The sequence below is a fragment of the Cellulophaga sp. 20_2_10 genome, from assembly GCF_023476645.1.
GTDB lineage: Bacteria > Bacteroidota > Bacteroidia > Flavobacteriales > Flavobacteriaceae > Cellulophaga.
In genome coordinates, this window is record NZ_JAMCOJ010000008.1 from 1 (window position 1) to 17,470 (window position 17,470).

Annotated in this window: 16 protein-coding genes and 1 tRNA gene; 9 read left to right on the forward strand and 8 right to left on the reverse strand. The window is 32.7% G+C overall.

The annotated features are described in order from the left end of the window. Nucleotides 1–338: 338 nt before the first annotated feature. The 6 genes from thrS (at nt 339) to M4I21_RS13855 (ending at nt 5,248) form a co-directional block, all read left to right on the forward strand. Nucleotides 339–2,279 carry a threonine--tRNA ligase gene (thrS, locus tag M4I21_RS13830; protein WP_249559824.1) on the forward strand — a complete coding sequence of 647 codons (1,941 nt, stop codon included), beginning with the start codon at nt 339–341 and terminating at the stop codon, nt 2,277–2,279. 39 nt (nt 2,280–2,318) lie between these two features. After that, on the forward strand, nt 2,319–2,867 hold the full coding sequence (gene infC, locus M4I21_RS13835; RefSeq protein ID WP_072302931.1) for a translation initiation factor IF-3: 549 nt from the start codon (nt 2,319–2,321) through the stop codon (nt 2,865–2,867). Nucleotides 2,868–2,975: 108 nt separating this feature from the next. Continuing rightward, nucleotides 2,976–3,173, forward strand: a complete 198-nt coding sequence (gene rpmI, locus M4I21_RS13840) for a 50S ribosomal protein L35 (RefSeq protein ID WP_249559825.1) — start codon at nt 2,976–2,978, stop codon at nt 3,171–3,173. Between the two features lie 96 nt (nt 3,174–3,269). Then, complete coding sequence (rplT, locus tag M4I21_RS13845) at nt 3,270–3,614, forward strand: 50S ribosomal protein L20 (protein ID WP_072302933.1); 345 nt, start codon at nt 3,270–3,272, stop codon at nt 3,612–3,614. Nucleotides 3,615–3,957: 343 nt separating this feature from the next. Next, a complete protein-coding gene (locus M4I21_RS13850) occupies nt 3,958–4,344 on the forward strand; it encodes a DUF4870 domain-containing protein (RefSeq protein WP_249559826.1) in 387 nt (128 codons plus the stop codon). Between the two features lie 106 nt (nt 4,345–4,450). Beyond that, nucleotides 4,451–5,248: an HAD family hydrolase gene (locus tag M4I21_RS13855; protein WP_249559827.1), complete on the forward strand. Its 798-nt coding sequence runs from the start codon at nt 4,451–4,453 to the stop codon at nt 5,246–5,248. Nucleotides 5,249–5,252: 4 nt separating this feature from the next. Here M4I21_RS13855 and M4I21_RS13860 read toward each other — a convergent pair whose 3' ends face one another. The 5 genes from M4I21_RS13860 to M4I21_RS13880 form a co-directional block, all read right to left on the reverse strand. Next, nucleotides 5,253–6,512, reverse strand: a complete 1,260-nt coding sequence (locus M4I21_RS13860) for an asparagine synthetase B (protein ID WP_249559828.1) — start codon at nt 6,510–6,512, stop codon at nt 5,253–5,255. Between the two features lie 127 nt (nt 6,513–6,639). Beyond that, nucleotides 6,640–7,629 (reverse strand): DnaB-like helicase C-terminal domain-containing protein, encoded by a 990-nt coding sequence (locus M4I21_RS13865; RefSeq protein WP_249559829.1) that lies wholly within the window; start codon nt 7,627–7,629, stop codon nt 6,640–6,642. A 12-nt stretch (nt 7,630–7,641) separates the two neighbouring features. After that, the gene (gene dnaB, locus M4I21_RS13870; protein ID WP_249559830.1) at nt 7,642–9,192 is read right to left on the reverse strand and encodes a replicative DNA helicase; all 1,551 of its coding nucleotides are present in this window, start codon (nt 9,190–9,192) and stop codon (nt 7,642–7,644) included. A gap of 169 nt (nt 9,193–9,361) precedes the next feature. Then, the gene (locus M4I21_RS13875) at nt 9,362–10,315 is read right to left on the reverse strand and encodes an acetyl-CoA carboxylase carboxyltransferase subunit alpha (RefSeq protein ID WP_249559831.1); all 954 of its coding nucleotides are present in this window, start codon (nt 10,313–10,315) and stop codon (nt 9,362–9,364) included. A gap of 121 nt (nt 10,316–10,436) precedes the next feature. After that, entirely contained in the window at nt 10,437–12,623 is a 2,187-nt protein-coding gene (locus M4I21_RS13880; RefSeq protein ID WP_249559832.1) for a glutamine synthetase III family protein, read from the reverse strand. A 204-nt stretch (nt 12,624–12,827) separates the two neighbouring features. On the opposite strand from M4I21_RS13880, the gene M4I21_RS13885 reads away from it, so the two are divergent. Beyond that, entirely contained in the window at nt 12,828–13,844 is a 1,017-nt protein-coding gene (locus tag M4I21_RS13885) for a glutamine synthetase beta-grasp domain-containing protein (RefSeq protein WP_249559833.1), read from the forward strand. Between the two features lie 78 nt (nt 13,845–13,922). Here the strand turns inward: M4I21_RS13885 and M4I21_RS13890 are convergent, their stop codons facing one another. Next, the gene (locus M4I21_RS13890) at nt 13,923–14,858 is read right to left on the reverse strand and encodes a calcium/sodium antiporter (RefSeq protein ID WP_249559834.1); all 936 of its coding nucleotides are present in this window, start codon (nt 14,856–14,858) and stop codon (nt 13,923–13,925) included. 574 nt (nt 14,859–15,432) lie between these two features. Here M4I21_RS13890 and M4I21_RS13895 point away from each other — a divergent pair. Then, a complete protein-coding gene (locus M4I21_RS13895; protein ID WP_249559835.1) occupies nt 15,433–15,585 on the forward strand; it encodes an SsrA-binding protein in 153 nt (50 codons plus the stop codon). Here M4I21_RS13895 and M4I21_RS13900 read toward each other — a convergent pair. Then, the gene (locus M4I21_RS13900) at nt 15,582–16,094 is read right to left on the reverse strand and encodes an adenine phosphoribosyltransferase (RefSeq protein ID WP_249559836.1); all 513 of its coding nucleotides are present in this window, start codon (nt 16,092–16,094) and stop codon (nt 15,582–15,584) included. The genes M4I21_RS13895 and M4I21_RS13900 overlap by 4 nt on opposite strands. 79 nt (nt 16,095–16,173) lie before the next feature. Between M4I21_RS13900 and M4I21_RS13905 the strand changes: the two genes are divergently transcribed. After that, nucleotides 16,174–16,247, forward strand: a tRNA-Arg gene (locus M4I21_RS13905). Between the two features lie 84 nt (nt 16,248–16,331). On the opposite strand, the gene M4I21_RS13910 is transcribed toward M4I21_RS13905, so the two are convergent. Continuing rightward, the gene (locus M4I21_RS13910; protein ID WP_249559837.1) at nt 16,332–17,333 is read right to left on the reverse strand and encodes a tetratricopeptide repeat protein; all 1,002 of its coding nucleotides are present in this window, start codon (nt 17,331–17,333) and stop codon (nt 16,332–16,334) included. Between the last annotated feature and the right edge of the window lie 137 nt (nt 17,334–17,470).

Here is a 17,470-nt window from a genome sequence, read left to right on the forward strand (position 1 = left end):
CCCTTTTCTAAATCTTTTTTAAAAGTATTTCTAAATACACCTTTACAAGCCTATTTATCAACACCTTAAACAAGCATCTTTTTTAACCCTTTTTAAACAAATTAACAAACCCTCCCAAAACCACACAGTTTATCCCAGGTTCTTTGTCGTAGCCAAGGCTATTATCAACCTATAGATATAAAAGAATACACTAGAAAAACACCATACCTATATATAAGATAGCGCGACTTGTTACAAAACAAACAAGCTTATTCCTATATAGTATGAAAATATCTACATTATTATTGTTAAGGTGATAACAACATATTATCTTTGTGTCCTATATATTAATAATAGGTATGATTAAAATTACTTTACCAGACGGTACTTTAAAAGAATTTTCCAAGGGGAGCACTCCTATGGACGTTGCTAAAAGCATTAGCGAAGGATTTGCAAGAAATGTTATTTCTGCTAAATTTAATGATACCACGGTAGAAACCGTTACCCCACTAACCGAAGATGGTTCTCTAGTTTTATACACTTGGAATGATACTGAAGGTAAGCAAGCTTTTTGGCATTCGTCCTCGCACATTGTTGCGCAGGCTATTGAACAACTATACCCTGGGGTTAAGTTAACAATTGGCCCATCTATAGAAAATGGTTTTTATTACGATATTGATTTAGGTGATAGATCTATATCTGACAAAGATTTCCCTGCTATAGAAAAGAAGGCTATTGAAATTGCTAGAGGTAAGCACGATTTTAAAATGAGAGCTGTTACTAAGGCTGAAGCTTTATCCTTATATAAGGAACAAGGTAATGAATACAAGACCGAGTTAATTGAAAACTTAGAGGACGGTACCATTACTTTTTGCGACCATGATACGTTTACGGATTTATGTAGAGGCGGACACATACCAAATACTGGTATTGTAAAAGCTATAAAAATATTAAGTGTTGCTGGCGCTTACTGGAGAGGTGACGAAAACAAAACACAACTTACACGTTTGTACGGTATCTCTTTTCCTAAACAAAAGGAATTAACAGAGTATCTAGAGCTATTAGAACAAGCAAAGCAAAGAGACCATAGAAAATTAGGGAAGGAACTAGAGTTGTTTACTTTTTCTCAAAAAGTTGGCGCAGGTCTGCCCCTATGGCTACCAAAAGGTGCTGCCTTAAGAGAACGTTTAGAGAACTTTTTGAAAAAAGCCCAGAAGAAGGCTGGTTACGAAATGGTTGTTACACCACATATAGGACAAAAGGAACTTTATGTTACTTCTGGACATTATGCAAAATACGGAGAGGATAGTTTTCAGCCAATTAAAACTCCTAAAATGGATGAGGAGTTTTTATTAAAGCCTATGAACTGCCCACACCATTGTGAAGTTTATAACTTTAAACCACATTCTTATAAAGATCTACCTAAGCGTTTTGCTGAATTTGGTACCGTGTATAGATACGAACAAAGTGGAGAACTACACGGTTTAACACGTGTTCGTGGTTTTACACAAGATGATGCACATATTTTTTGTACACCAGATCAATTAGACGAAGAGTTTAGAAATGTAATAGACTTATCTTTATATGTATTAAATTCTTTAGGATTTGATAACTTTAGAGCGCAAGTATCTGTAAGGGACTTAAATACTCCCGACAAATACATAGGTAGTGTTGAAAACTGGGAAAAAGCTGAAAATGCGATTATAAATGCAGCTAAAGAAAAAGGTTTGGATTACGTTATAGAAAGTGGTGAAGCTGCTTTTTATGGACCTAAACTAGATTTTATGGTAAAAGATGCTCTAGGAAGAAATTGGCAACTTGGTACTATACAAGTTGATTATAACTTACCAGAACGTTTTGATCTTACCTATAAAGGAAGTGATAACGAGAATCACAGACCAGTGATGATTCACCGTGCTCCTTTTGGAAGTATGGAACGTTTTATAGCGCTATTACTAGAACATACAGGTGGTAATTTTCCATTATGGCTAACACCAGAACAAGTAATTATACTACCAGTTAGCGAGAAATATGAGAAATATGCGAAAAAAGTTTTAAATTCATTAGAAAATAACGAAATTCGCGCCCTGCTAGACAACAGAAACGAAACAGTTGGTAAGAAAATTAGGGAAGCAGAAATGAATAAAATCCCTTTTATGATTATCATTGGCGAGAATGAAGAGGCTACAAACACTATTTCTGTACGTAAACACGGAGGTGATGATTTAGGCTCTATCTCAATAAAAGATTTTAGTGACTTGGTAACTAGCGAAATAAATAGTACCTTAAAGTCGTTTTAAAAAAATAGAAGTTTAATCTAAAAATTATCAGTTATAGCAATTAGAAAGAGATTTAGGCCACAGCCGAGGAGAGAGAATAAAAACCCGCATAATATTAACAGCGATATAAAAGTACCAAATGTACGTTTAGTTGGAGATAATATTGAGGTTGGTGTTTACACGACTAAAGTGGCGTTAGCAAAAGCAGAGGAGTTAGAATTAGATTTGGTAGAAATCTCACCAAAAGCAGACCCTCCTGTGTGTAAAATTATAGACTACAAAAAGTTTTTGTACGAACAAAAGAAGCGTGAAAAGGTGATGAAAGCCAAAGCGTCTAAAGTAGTGGTTAAAGAAATTCGTTTTGGACCACAAACAGATGATCACGATTATGAGTTTAAAAAGAAACATGCAGAGAAATTTTTAAAAGAAGGTGCTAAATTAAAAGCATACGTATTTTTTAAAGGTAGATCTATTGTCTATAAAGATCAAGGAGAAATATTGTTGTTACGTCTTGCCCAAGAACTAGAAGAACTTGGTAAGGTAGAACAGATGCCTAAATTAGAAGGCAAAAGAATGACAATGTTTTTAGCTCCTAAGACAAAGAAGTAACAATACTTACTAGTAAGTATTCGTAAAATAAATCAGGTCTAGACTTGGTTCACTAAGCGAGAGATGCCGTAAGTTTTTTACGGTATTTAATTTATTAAATAGGAACAAATGCCTAAAATGAAAACAAAATCCAGTGCTAAAAAGCGTTTCAAGCTTACAGGTTCTGGTAAAATAAAAAGAAAGCACGCTTTTAAGAGTCACATTTTGACAAAAAAATCTAAAAAGCGTAAGCTAGCATTGACTCACAGTACTTTAGTACACAAAGCCGATGTGAATAGTATAAAAGAACAATTACGTTTAAAGTAATAGATTCTTTTCGGTAATTATTATTAACCATGGAGTTAGGCTTAAAAATAAAGTGTCTCAATTTAGAGTCCGCCTACTACAAAAAAAATTAAAATTATGCCAAGATCAGTAAATTCAGTTGCTTCACGAGCTAGAAGAAAAAAAGTGATGAAGCAAGCCAAAGGGTACTTTGGAAGACGTAAAAACGTTTGGACAGTAGCCAAAAATGCGGTTGAAAAAGCAATGCAATATGCTTATAGAGACCGTAGAGTTAAGAAAAGAAATTTCCGTGCTTTATGGATCACTCGTATTAATGCAGGTGCTAGATTACATGGATTATCTTATTCTCAATTCATGGGTAAAGTAAAAGCTAATAACATAGAGCTTAACCGTAAGGTTTTAGCAGATTTAGCTATGAACCACCCAGAAGCTTTTAAAGCTATTGTAAACAAGGTAAAATAAAAATAACTCATCTCGCTTAGATGAATGAACCTACTCTTTTAGAGTAGGTTTTTTTTTACCATAACTTTAATAGACACTAGGCAATAACTACACCTTTTAGTGGTTATAAAATACACGTATCTCTATAGGGCTCAAAGCAACCTTTTACAGCTTTTTGCATCTCCTAAAGAGAATAAGATATTATTTAATTAAAAAAGAACATGACAGGAGAACTTGCAGAGATGACAGAGTTTTTAATTAACCTAACTGAAAAAAAACCATATACTTTTATTTCCATTTGTATACTAATAACAGTATTTTTAACGCTTTATGAACTGCGTAAAAAACGACACAACAAAAGCCAATGACAAATATTGATTTACAAGAAGACTACAGTTCTATATCCTTAATGCATTACTCGCAGCTCCTTAATTTTTTAGGACCGTTTGGCATAATTATACCTATTGTCATGTGGTCATCTAAAAAAGAAAACATAAAGGATATGGATATACACGGAAAGGCTGTCGTTAATTTCCAGATTAGTCTTTTAATATATTCCATTACATTTTTTGTACTACTATTTATATCGCTTATTTTAACTGCTATCTTAATAGGTTTTATATTTTTAATTCTATTAATTGCCGTAGGTATTGCATTAGCATTACTTATGATTATACCACCTATAATGGGTGGGATGGCTGCATCAGAAAAAAGATTATACAAATACCCGTTGAGTATAAAATTCTTTTAATAACGTACATACAATACACTCATTATCTTTTACAAAATGATGAACTAATCTTCATCTATTTTTAAGAAGATAAAGATATATTTACATCGTATAATTAGCATAGCATATGGATTTATCTAAAGTAAAAATGGTTGTTACCGATATGGACGGTACATTACTAAACTCTAAACACGAGGTTAGCGAAAAATTCTTTAAACAATTTAAAGCATTAAGAGAAAACAACATCCTATTTGTTGCTGCTAGTGGTAGACAGTACCATAGCATTATAGATAAATTACATACTATTAAAGATGATATCTTGGTTATTGCAGAGAATGGTGCGATTGCTAAAGATAAAGACATAGAGCTATTACAAACCGGCTTAGATAGAGAAACAATTCTAGAACTTTTAGATTTAATTTCTACTATTGATGGTGTTTACCCTGTACTTTGTGGTAAAAAGAAAGCGTATATCTCATCTAACTCTGAAGAATTCGTTATAAAGTTTAAGGAGTATTATGCGGAATATGCACTTTTAGACAACTTACGTGAATACGAAGATGAGATTTTAAAAATAGCTATTTTTCATTTTGAGAGTTCTGAAACCTTTATATACCCCAAAGTAAAACACTTAGAATCTAAATTAAAGGTAAAAGTATCTGGAGAAAACTGGCTAGATCTATCTCACAATAATGCACATAAAGGTCACGCTTTAAAAAAACTACAAGATATGTTTAATGTTTCTTCTTCAGAAACTATGGTTTTTGGTGATTTTAATAACGATTTAGAAATGCTTGCTCTTGCAGATTTTAGTTTTGCAATGGCCAATGCACACCCTAACGTAACTAAAGCTGCCAATTACACAACAAAAAGTAATGATGAATATGGGGTTGAAACTATTTTAGACCTGCTTCTAAAAAGTTAAAGACTTAGGTCTTCTTCTTCTTTTTACGCGCAGCAGGGAACAATACATTATTTAATATTAACCTGTATCCTGGAGAAGTTGGGTGTAATTCTAATTCTGTTTTAGGGTCCCCTACTCTATGTTGGTAATCTTCTGGATCGTGACCACCGTAAAAAGTAAAAAAACCTTTTCCTTTTATACCGTGAATGTATCTAGCTTCACTATTTATTTTATTTTCACCTAAAACTAAAACTGTAGATTTTAATTGTTTTCTATTAAAAGCAGTTGTTTGCCCCATAAACCCTTTTACCAAAGAAGTATGGTTTTGGCAAAGCATTGTTGGCACAGGATCCCATTTAGCCGAAAAATCCATTAAAGAAAAATAATCCGAATCTTTAGACAGTTGCCTGGTCCTAGTCATATCTATAGTAGAAAACTCGTATACGGTTGGGTTACGTTCTAATGTAAAATCTGTAAAGGCAAATGTTTTTTTATAGTCAATTTTTGACTGATAATTTGGTTCCGATGCATCACCATCGAACATAGGTTCACAAATATCTACCCCTTCTGCCGCTAAAGCAATATCAAAACTATCGGTAGCAGAACACATAGCAAACATAAATCCACCACCAATAACGTAATTTCTTATTTTTAAAGCAACATCTCTTTTTTCTTCAGACACTTTGCTATACCCTAGTTTCTTTGCTAAAATTTCTGAATTCTCTTTACTTTCTATATACCAAGGCGCTGCTTTATAGCTGCCATAAAACTTACCATATTGACCCGTAAAATCTTCATGATGTAAATGCAACCAATCATACAAAGCTAATTTATCACTTAAAACTTCTTCATCATAAATAGTAACATATGGAATTTCCGCATACGTAAGTACCATTGTAACAGCATCGTCCCATGGATGATTTCCTGAAGGAGAATATACTGCAATTTTAGGTGCTTTTTCTAGAATAACAGCATCTTGATTTTTGGATGGACTACTTATGTCTGCCAAAATACTTTCTGCTTGTGCTGTAGACAAAACCTCAAAAGAAACACCTCTAATTTGACATTCTTTACGAATAGCATCACCATCTGGCAATAAAAAAGAACCACCTCTATAGTTTAATAGCCAATGTACCTTTTGTTGCTTTGCTAAAACCCAATACGTAATTCCGTACGCTTTTAAATGATTTTTTTGACTTTCTGCATCCATAGGAATTAGGATATTAGAAGCCATAAGACTCATTGAAAAATAAAAAAAAGAAAGAAGTAATAAATATTTACGCATTATAAATGATCATTATTTTAGCCTTTTAAAGGTAATTAAATCTCATTTTATATTACTACGTATATCTTAAAAAGTGAAAGAATTTTACTCTATGCTTAAATAACATAGAGTAAAATATAGATTTTAATTAAAAAGGAACGTCATTATCTCCTTCTGATGATACACTACCTTCCATAGAATCATTTAAAGCTTCATTTTTACTCATATTTGATTTAAACTCAAAAGGATTACTAAAATCCTCCAAGTCCTCAAATTTCCCCTTACTTTCAGTAAACTTAAGCCGTATATTTTCTAATCTTCCATTTCTATTTTTTGCAACAATTAATTCAGCTTGGCCCTGTGTCGGCGAATGCTCATCATCATCCCATTCATCAATTTTATAATATTCAGGACGATACAAAAAACAAACTAAATCTGAGTCATCTTCTATAGCTCCAGATTCCCGTAAATCACATAAAATTGGACGTTTACTTCCTCCTCTAGTTTCTAAAGTTCGAGATAACTGAGAGAATAACACAATGGGAATATCATAGTTTTTTGCTAATGCCTTCAACTTTCTTACAATAATAGAAACATATTGTTCTCTATTTGAAGCCATCGAATTTTTGCCAGAAATTGTAATAAGTTGTAGATAATCAACAATTACAACCTTTACATTATCATTCTTTACAGCATTTTCTATTCGAGATTCAATTAATTCAATTGATATCTCCCCTGAATCATCAATATAAAAAGGGGCTTTTTTTAGAGATTCGGTTTTTGTATTTAAAATTTCCCATTCATAGTTTTCTAACACACCGTTCCTTAGCTTAGATAAAGAAAGCCCTGTTTCAGCCGAAATCAATTTAAGAATTATATTATTAATCTTAGCTTCCAAAGAAAAAAACAAAACAGGCTTGTCACTATGAACCGAGATATTCTTAGCAAGGTTAAGTGCCATAGATGTTTTTCCAATTGAAGGACGGGAACCAATTGTAATTAAATCCCCTTTTTGCAAACCAGATGTTAACTCATCAAATTTACAAAAACCTGTATTTATATAACAATCATTATCTCCTATTGTCATATCTTCAATTCTAACTATTGAATCTGAAATTAAGTTATTCACTTTTCTCATAAAATACAATTATTAAAAAGGAACGTCATTATCTCCTTCTGGCGGTAAACCGTCGTTCATAGAACTACCAAAAGCTTCATTAGCATCTGGAAGACCTTGAGTTAAAAATGGATTCTGTTCGTTTTCATTCATTTTAGATTGAAATTCAACTGGAGAATCAAAATCATCAAGGTTATCAAACTTACCTTGACTACCAATAAATTTAAGTCTGATACTTTCTAATCCACCATTCCTGTGTTTTGCAACAATAAATTCACCTTGTCCTTGCGTTGGTGAATGCTCATCATCATCCCATTCATCAATTTTATAGTATTCTGGTCTATAAATAAATGATACAATATCGGCATCTTGCTCAATTGCTCCAGATTCACGTAAATCTGATAGTATTGGCCTTTTACTACCACCACGCGTTTCTACAGCCCTTGATAACTGAGAAAGTGCAATTACAGGAACATTAAGTTCTTTTGCTAAGGCTTTTAAGTTTCTAGAAATTGTAGAAATTTCTTGTTCCCTGTTTCCTCCTTTTTGAGTACCACCCGCAGTCATTAACTGCAAATAATCAATCATAATCATTTTTATACCATGTTGAGATGCCAATCTTCGACATTTAGCTCTAAGGTCAAAAATAGAAAGTGATGGTGTATCATCTATAAATAACGGTGCAGATTCTAATGTTTTTACTTTTACGTTTAATTGTTCCCACTCGTGTTTCTCTAATTTACCTGTACGTAATTTTTCTGATGACAAACCTGTTTCTGAAGAAATTAGTCTTGTAATTAACTGTACAGATGACATCTCCAGAGAGAAGAAAGCAACTGGCATATTAGATTGCACTGCCATGTTACGTGCCATAGATAATGTAAATGCCGTTTTACCCATACCTGGACGAGCAGCTACAATAATTAAATCACTCGGTTGCCAACCAGAAGTTAACTCATCTAATTTATGAAAACCAGACGGCACACCACTTAAACCTTCTTTACCAGATATTTCTTCTATCCTTTTCTTTGCTTGTATTACTAAGTTTTGTGCTGTTTCTGCAGAACGTTTTAAATTTCCTTGCGTAACATCATACAACTTAGATTCTGCTGCATCTAACAAATCAAATACATCAGTAGCATCTTCATATGCCTCTTGTATAATTTCATTAGAAATTTTTATCAAACTCCTTTGTATAAATTTTTGAAGTATAATTCTTGCATGAAACTCAATATGCGCCGAAGAAGTTACTTTTTGGGTAAGTCTAATAAGGTAAAAATCTCCACCTACAACTTCTAACTTTCCATCTTGCTTTAATTGTGTTGAAACGGTTAATAAATCTATTGGCTCTGAAGATTCAAATAACTTAAAAATTGCCTCGTAAATGTGTTTGTGTGCTTCTTTGTAAAAAACATCTGGATGTAAAATATCTATAACCTCATCTACACCTTTTTTATCTATCATCATTGCGCCGATGACAACCTCTTCTAAATCAACAGCTTGCGGAGGTATTTTACCCCTCTCTAAACTAATAATTGTAGATTTATCTATCTTATGTCCTACTACTGGGCTTGGCTTATCCATATCTGCTAAAGTATGCAATTAACGTTTAGTTAACTTAAAAAATGGGGGTCGTGATATTCACTATTGATTAACAATTGACCTGTTGATAAGTTACGAATTTGTGTTCATAACCAAAAAAAATCCAAAGACTTACGCTTTGGATTTCTACTATTTTTACTAAAAATGCCTGTTAGCCGTTAAAGACTCCCATATTTGCATATTTATCCATTCTAGTTTCTACCAATTCTTTTGGTGATAACTTTTTAAGCTCTTCAAAATGAGAAATAATTTTGTTTTTTACAATAGTAAAATTCTTTTCTCTGTTTGCATGTGCTCCTCCTGCAGGTTCACGTACAATTTCATCAATAAGCTTTAATTTCTTCATGTCTGTTGCTGTAAGTTTTAATGCTTCAGCAGCTTGCTCTTTATATTCCCAACTTCTCCATAAAATTGAAGAACAAGATTCTGGAGATATTACAGAGTACCATGTGTTTTCTAACATTAATACTTTATCACCAACACCAATACCTAATGCACCACCAGAAGCTCCCTCGCCTATTATTACAACAATAATTGGCACTTTTAGTCGTGTCATTTCTAATATATTACGAGCAATAGCTTCTCCTTGTCCGCGTTCTTCTGCTTCTATACCTGGGTAAGCACCAGGAGTATCTATAAGACATACTACAGGAACATTAAATTTCTCTGCAGATTTCATTAAACGTAATGCTTTACGGTAACCCTCTGGGTTTGCCATTCCAAAATTACGATATTGTCTTGTTTTTGTATTGTATCCTTTTTGTTGACCAATAAACATAAAACTTTGGTCGCCTATTTTACCAAGGCCTCCAATCATTGCTTTATCATCTTTTACAGTACGGTCTCCGTGCAATTCTAAAAAAGTTTCTCCACAGATTGCATTAATGTAATCTAATGTATAAGGTCTGTTAGGGTGTCTAGATAATTGTACCCTTTGCCAAGGTGTAAGATTTTTATATATATCTTTTCTAGTCTCTGTTAATTTTTTCTCTATCTGCTTGCAAGTTTCAGATACATCTACATCACTCTCCTTGCCAATAATCTGACACTTATCTAACTGCTCTTCTAGTTCTTTGATAGGGAGTTCAAAGTCTAAATATTCCATATTTTCAAATAGGTTTGATTTATATCAATAAACAAAGATAGGATATTAAAGTAATTCACCTATTAGACTAGTATAAAAATCCTGAAAATATACAAAAAAAACAATTTCAACTCATGTAAAACTATTCCGTAAATAAGAGCTCTCTATACTTAGTTAATGGCCATAACTCATTATCTATCAACTGTTCTAACTTATCACTATTGTATCTGATTTCTTCAAAATAAGGCTTAACACTATCACAGTATGCAAATGCTTTTTTAGTCAAATCTTTTAAGTTATTTGCGTCTCTACGTGCTTGCGTCATTTCATCTACTTTAGATTTTATAGCATTAACATACGTTGCAATTTCTTCTATTATTGTTAATTGCGCTGCAGCCATTGTTTTATACGAATCTCCATAAATATCTTTTAGACCCATTACCGTTTTTAATAATTTATTTTGATAAGCCAAAGCTGCTGGCAGTATATGCCCGTAAACCAACTCGTTAAAAACTCTACCTTCTATTTGCAAGTGCATAATATAAGTTTCTAGTTCTATTTCTTGTCTAGCAGTAATCTCTACTTCGCTCATTACCTTCATAGACTTAAAAAGTTCTAAGCTATCTTTAGACGTTAATACCTGTAAAGCTTCTGGTGTCGTTTTATTATTACTTAGTTTGCGTTTTTTAGCTTCTTTCTCCCATTCCTTGCTATAACCATCACCATCAAACCTAATTCGTTTAGATGTTTTAATATACTCACGTAAAACATTAAAAACGGCCTCATCTTTCTTAAGACTTTTTTTATCTATAAGCTCATCTACTTCTTTTTTAAATTCTATTAATTGTTTGGCAACTATAGTATTTAAAACAGTCATTGGCTTAGAGCAGTTTGCTTTAGAACCTACTCCACGCATCTCAAACTTATTACCTGTAAAAGCAAAAGGAGATGTTCTATTCCTGTCTGTATTGTCTAATAGTATTTCTGGTATTTTACCAACTACATTTAATTTAAGTTCCGTTTTTTCTTCTGGTGATAATTTACCTTTAGAAACCCCCTCTAACTCATCTAAAACACTACTAAGTTGTGTTCCTATAAAAATTGAAAAAATTGCAGGCGGAGCTTCATTAGCCCCTAGCCTATGATCGTTACTCGCAGATGCTATTGATGATCTTAACAACTCCTCGTATGTATCTACTGCTTTTATGGTATTAATAAAGAACGTTAAAAACTGAAGATTCTTCATTGGTGTAGATCCAGGACTTAATAAGTTGGTACCTGTATCTGTTGCTAACGACCAGTTATTATGTTTTCCAGAGCCATTTACGTGTGCAAACGGTTTTTCATGGAACAATACCTTTAAATTATGCTTGTCTGCTATTTTATCCATAACATCCATTAATAATAGGTTATGGTCTACAGCTAAGTTTGCCTCTTCAAAAACTGGAGCAAGCTCAAACTGATTAGGAGCAACCTCGTTATGTCTCGTTTTAACAGGTATCCCTAATTTAATACACTCTATCTCTAGCTCTTTCATAAAGTTAAGTACTCTGGCCGGTATTACGCCAAAATAGTGATCGTCTAACTGTTGCCCTTTTGCAGCATGGTGCCCAACTAAAGTTCTACCAGTTAATAGTATATCTGGTCTAGAATATGCTAAAGACTTATCTATTAAAAAATATTCTTGTTCCCAGCCTAAAGTTGCATTTACTTTGGTCACGTTTTTATCAAAATACTTGGCTACGGCTGTTGCAGCCTCATCTACCGCAGATAATGCACGTAAAAGTGGCGCTTTATTATCTAAAGCTTCTCCTGTGTATGATACAAATATGGTAGGTATACATAACGTTTTATCATATATAAAAGCTGCCGAAGTAGGGTCCCAAGCAGTGTAACCTCTTGCTTCAAATGTATTTCTTATTCCGCCACTAGGAAAACTAGATGCATCTGGCTCTTGCTGTACCAATTGGCCACCTCCAAATTTCTCTAATGCTCTACCATCAGATAAAATATCAAAAAAGGCATCATGTTTTTCAGCCGTACTACCCGTTAGTGGCTGAAACCAATGTGTGTAATGCGTAGCTCCTAAAGATATTGCCCATGACTTTATACCTTCTGCTACTTGGTCTGCAATTTTTCTATCAATCTTAGCACCAGAAAAAATAGCAGATTTTACCGTAGCTAATGCATCTTTAGTTAAAAACTGCAACATTCGCTCTTCATTAAAAACTTGGTTACCAAACTTTTTAGATCTGATCCCTTTTTCATTTATAACAAAATTTGGTCTTGAAAGACTTTCTTTAACAGCATTGAACCTTACTAAAGACATATTTATAGTTTTAAAAGTGGTATGAATTGCAAAATTAGTAATTAAACTGATAAAAAATATAAAATTTTTAATTAACCCCTAAAAAAATAAGGGTATCACGAATTTCATCTAGTATTTTAGCAATTACCCCTATAAAAATTATGGAGATACAATGAAAAAAATTACTTTTGCCTCATCTTTAATGAAATTACAACAATCAACATTATGAGCAAATCTAAATTAGAGTATATCTGGCTTGATGGATACAAGCCAACTCAAAACATGAGAAGTAAAACTAAAGTAGTAGAAGACTTTAGTGGAAAACTAGAAGATTGTGAAATCTGGTCTTTTGATGGTTCATCAACAAGACAAGCTTCTGGTGGAGCTTCTGACTGTTTATTAAAACCTGTTGCTATATATCCAGATCCTGCACGTAAGGATGGTTTTTTAGTAATGACAGAGGTTTTAAATGCAGATGGTACACCTCACGAATCTAACGGAAGAGCTACAATCGATGATAACGACAATGATTTCTGGTTCGGTTTTGAGCAAGAATACTTTATTATGGATACGCAAACACAATTGCCTTTAGGATTTCCTATTGGTGGCTACCCTGCTCCACAAGGTATGTACTACTGCTCTGTTGGTGGTAAACATACTCACGGTAGAGAATTAGTTGAAGAGCACGCAGATCTATGTATTGAAGCTGGTTTAAACTTTGAAGGTATTAACCAAGAAGTTGCAAGCGGACAGTGGGAATATCAATTATTTGCTAAAGGAGCTAAAAAAGCTGGTGATGAGATCTGGGTATCTCGTTACTTATTAGATAGATTAACAGAACAATATGGTTACTATATAGAATACCACCCAAAACCATTAGGTAAAGATATGGACTGGAATGGTTCTGGTATGCACGCTAACTTCTCTAACACTACTTTAAGAACTTGTGGTTCTCAAGAAGTTTACGAGAAAATATGCGAAGCATTTAGACCTGTAGTAAAAGAGCATATTGCCATTTACGGTGAGTTTAACGACCAACGTTTAACTGGTGAGCATGAAACTGCATCTATTCACGATTTCAGCTATGGTATTTCAGATAGAGGCGCTTCTATTCGTATTCCAATTATTACAGTAGAAAAAGGCTGGAAAGGTTGGTTAGAAGACAGAAGACCTGCATCTAACGGAGATCCTTACAAAATTGCTGGAAGAATTATTAAGACTGTAAAATCTGCAAAGATTTAAGTTTATAATTAAATTGATATAAAAAACGCCTAAGATTTTATCTTAGGCGTTTTTGTTTTATATAAAGTTTGGTTTGTTTTAAATGGTAAAATAGATAAAGGCCGCATACCCTGCTAAAAGTATAATACCATCTCGCCAACCTAAACGTAATCCCTTAGGAATAAATACGAGCGGCAATATTATAAAAGCAAAGCCTAACATCCATAAAATATCATTACTAAGTAGCGTTTGGTCTACAACCTTAAGAGGTGTAATCATTGCTGTAATACCCAAAACTGCAAAAATGTTAAAAATATTAGATCCTATTAAGTTTCCTAAAGATATTGCTTTCTCTTTTTTAATTACCGCTATTACAGATGCTGCTAATTCTGGTATACTTGTACCTATAGAGACCACTGTTACCCCAATAACTCTTTCACTTACATTATAAAACCTAGCTAAACCAGTTGCTCCATTAACCAATAGCTCTGATCCTCCCCATAAACCTAAGCCTCCTAAAACTAAAAATAATATCATTTTAGAGACTGGTAAAGGTTCGTCATCTTCTGGCGACTCATCTTCTACTGCCGTCTTCTGAAACTTTATTAAGTATACTATATATACAATTAACAAGGCAACCATTATAAGACCTTCGTAGAATTCTATAACACCATCAAAGTAGATAAATCCAAAAAAGATTAAAGATGCAACTATTAAAATAGGCCAGTCTGTTGTGTAAAAACTTTTACGTACATCTATAGAACCCAACATTACAATTACACCTAAAACCAAACCTAAATTGGCAATATTAGAACCTACAACGTTACCCAAGGCTAAATCCGGAGAGCCATCTAAGGCAGCTTTAATACTCACAATTAATTCTGGTGCAGAGGTCGCAAAAGAAACAACCGTCATCCCAACTACAATTTTTGGTATTTGTAATCTTAAAGAAAGTGCTACAGACGATTTTAATAACCAGTTACCACCCATTATTAAAAAAACCAAACCAATAACTATGTACACTATATTTAACATCTACTATTTTTTTGAACAAATATAAGAATTAGAATGTGACAATTATTTCTCGAAATTCAATATTTTTTTTTTATAAAATAAGAAGGCTTAAACTGAAATAAACTACAGCAACTTTTTATGAAACAAGCTAAAATGATGTTTTAAATAATGAAAAGCTCCTTGCTTATACATTTTACATCAAAAATGCCCCTACAATAATTACATATAATAACAATAATTATATTTTAACATTACAAATTAAAACAATACTGAAGATTAATATAGAAATATTAAAATAAATAAGACTTAAACACTTTCAATAGTGTATTCAACTGCATTAATAATGATCTACTTATTTGGACGTGAACATTTTTTCTTATTATATTGATTTAACAATCGATTGTTTACAACTAATTATTAACCTTAAAAACCACACAACTATGATTATTCTATCAGAAATTTTATTTAGCTACACTATTCTACTTGTTATACTGCTATTCTAAGAATAATTATATAGGCCTATATAAATGTAAAGGTTGCTATTAGCAACCTTTATTCTTTTTAGTAATATCATATATTTGCAAAAATAACTTTTATGAAGAAATCTATATTTATGTTTTTAGCAAAAATAAATAGAACTCTATTACCATCTTACAGCAAAAAACAGCTAGACCTATCTAAAGCCACAAAGTTACAAATGGCTATTATTGGTTGGCGTTATTTTGTAACCACTAATGCAATAGACTAATAATGTAGTAAAGAAGCAACTGTATACTGTGCAATTTTATCTTTACCATTTAAAAAGTCTAACTCTATTAAAAAATTACATTGCACTACCTCGCCTCCTAATTCTTCAATTAGCTCACAAACAGCTTTGGCTGTGCCACCAGTAGCCAACACATCATCATGTATTAATACTCTATCTCCCTTTTTAATAGCATCTGTGTGTATTTCTAAAGCATCTTCTCCATACTCCAAAGAGTAAGGTTTAGACAACACGCTAAAAGGTAATTTTCCTTTTTTGCGTACAGGCACAAAACCTGCATTTAATTTGGTTGCTAAAAGTGTAGCAAAGAAGAAACCACGACTCTCCATACCCACAACTTTGTCTATTTTTTGGTCTTTTACCAAATTTAAGAGCGCATTTGCTGTTTTCTCTAAAATTTCTGCATTATTTAACAAAGGTGTAATGTCCTTAAAAACAATACCTTGCTTAGGAAAATCTTTTACATCTCTAATGTATTCTTTAAAATTCATATATTTCTCTTCAGTAATTTTGTTGTAAAAGTAAAAAGAAATATATTTGCAGCCCTGTTAAAGGGAAACTAATTAAAATGGCCTCGTGGCGCAACTGAATAGCGCACTTGATTACGGCTCAAGAGGTTACTGGTTTGAATCCAGTCGAGGTCACTAAAAGCTTGCAAAATCTATGATTTTGCAAGCTTTTTTCTTTTTACAACAATATGAGTTATTACCTCTAGGGCTTACTAAAAATTATGCAATCTGTACAACCTTACAATTTTTACCAACTACGTTGTCTTTTAAAAATGGCGTAATTTTATTTAATAAATATTCATACTCTCTTTCTCCATAAAAATACAATGCAATCTGATTTGTGTTTTCACTATGACTAGGTGTTAATGCACCATTATTTCCCAGAATATTAATAAGAGAGTTGTACAATTCTATAACAGTATCTACTTCTATTTGTTGGCCCTCTAAAACTTTTGTGTCTATATACACTCCTAAACCTGCCAATTTACCAATTGGACATTCTACATTAAATTCTTGATTAACATTTTCATTTTTTGCATAGTATTTTAACTTAGAACCATTTGCTATTTCTAAATTCTTTGCAATGGAGATTACGTTATTTTTCATTTCTTCAGAATACGAAACCAAATCAATCTCTATATCACAAGATTCAGGTTCTCCATTTTTTCCAATTGATGTACCACCTCCACTAACGCAGCCCCATTTTTTTAAACGAAGCATATAATCTAAAGAATCTTCTATATGAGCACGGTACTTTGGCTGAAGTCTCATATTTAGATTTATTTGTGCATAAGCTTCAGGAACAAACGTAAACTCTTCTTCATGAGATTTATTATCCTGCACATTATCATCTAAAAAAGACCTAGCTTCTAATAGCAATTCATAAGTAGAAGGGTAATCGTCCCCTAATGCTATGGCTTTTTCAAAATAAGGTATAGATTCCGTTTCTCTACCATCTATATAAAATAACGAATATCCTACACGAAATTGCCAATCTCTATCTTCTTTTCCTTGCTCACTAACACTTTGCAACAAGCCTAAAGCTTCTTCATAAAGATTAAGGTTATTTAATGCTCTAGCCAAAAGATTGGTTAATAAATAAGACTCACTAGTTTTAGAAAACGCTTTTAATTCTAATACTACTTTTAGGTGATTGCCTGTATTATGCCATTCCTTTAATTTACTTATAAGCTCTTGTGAGATGTTTTCCTCTGTTTTCATATGTATCACTCTTTTCTATCTTATTACCCGTAATTATTGCAAACCTTTTAAGCAAACGTATAATTGTACTTGGCGTATACATAAAAAGTTTTTATAAATACTAACCCTATTTTATTATAAAAATATTGGAATAGTAT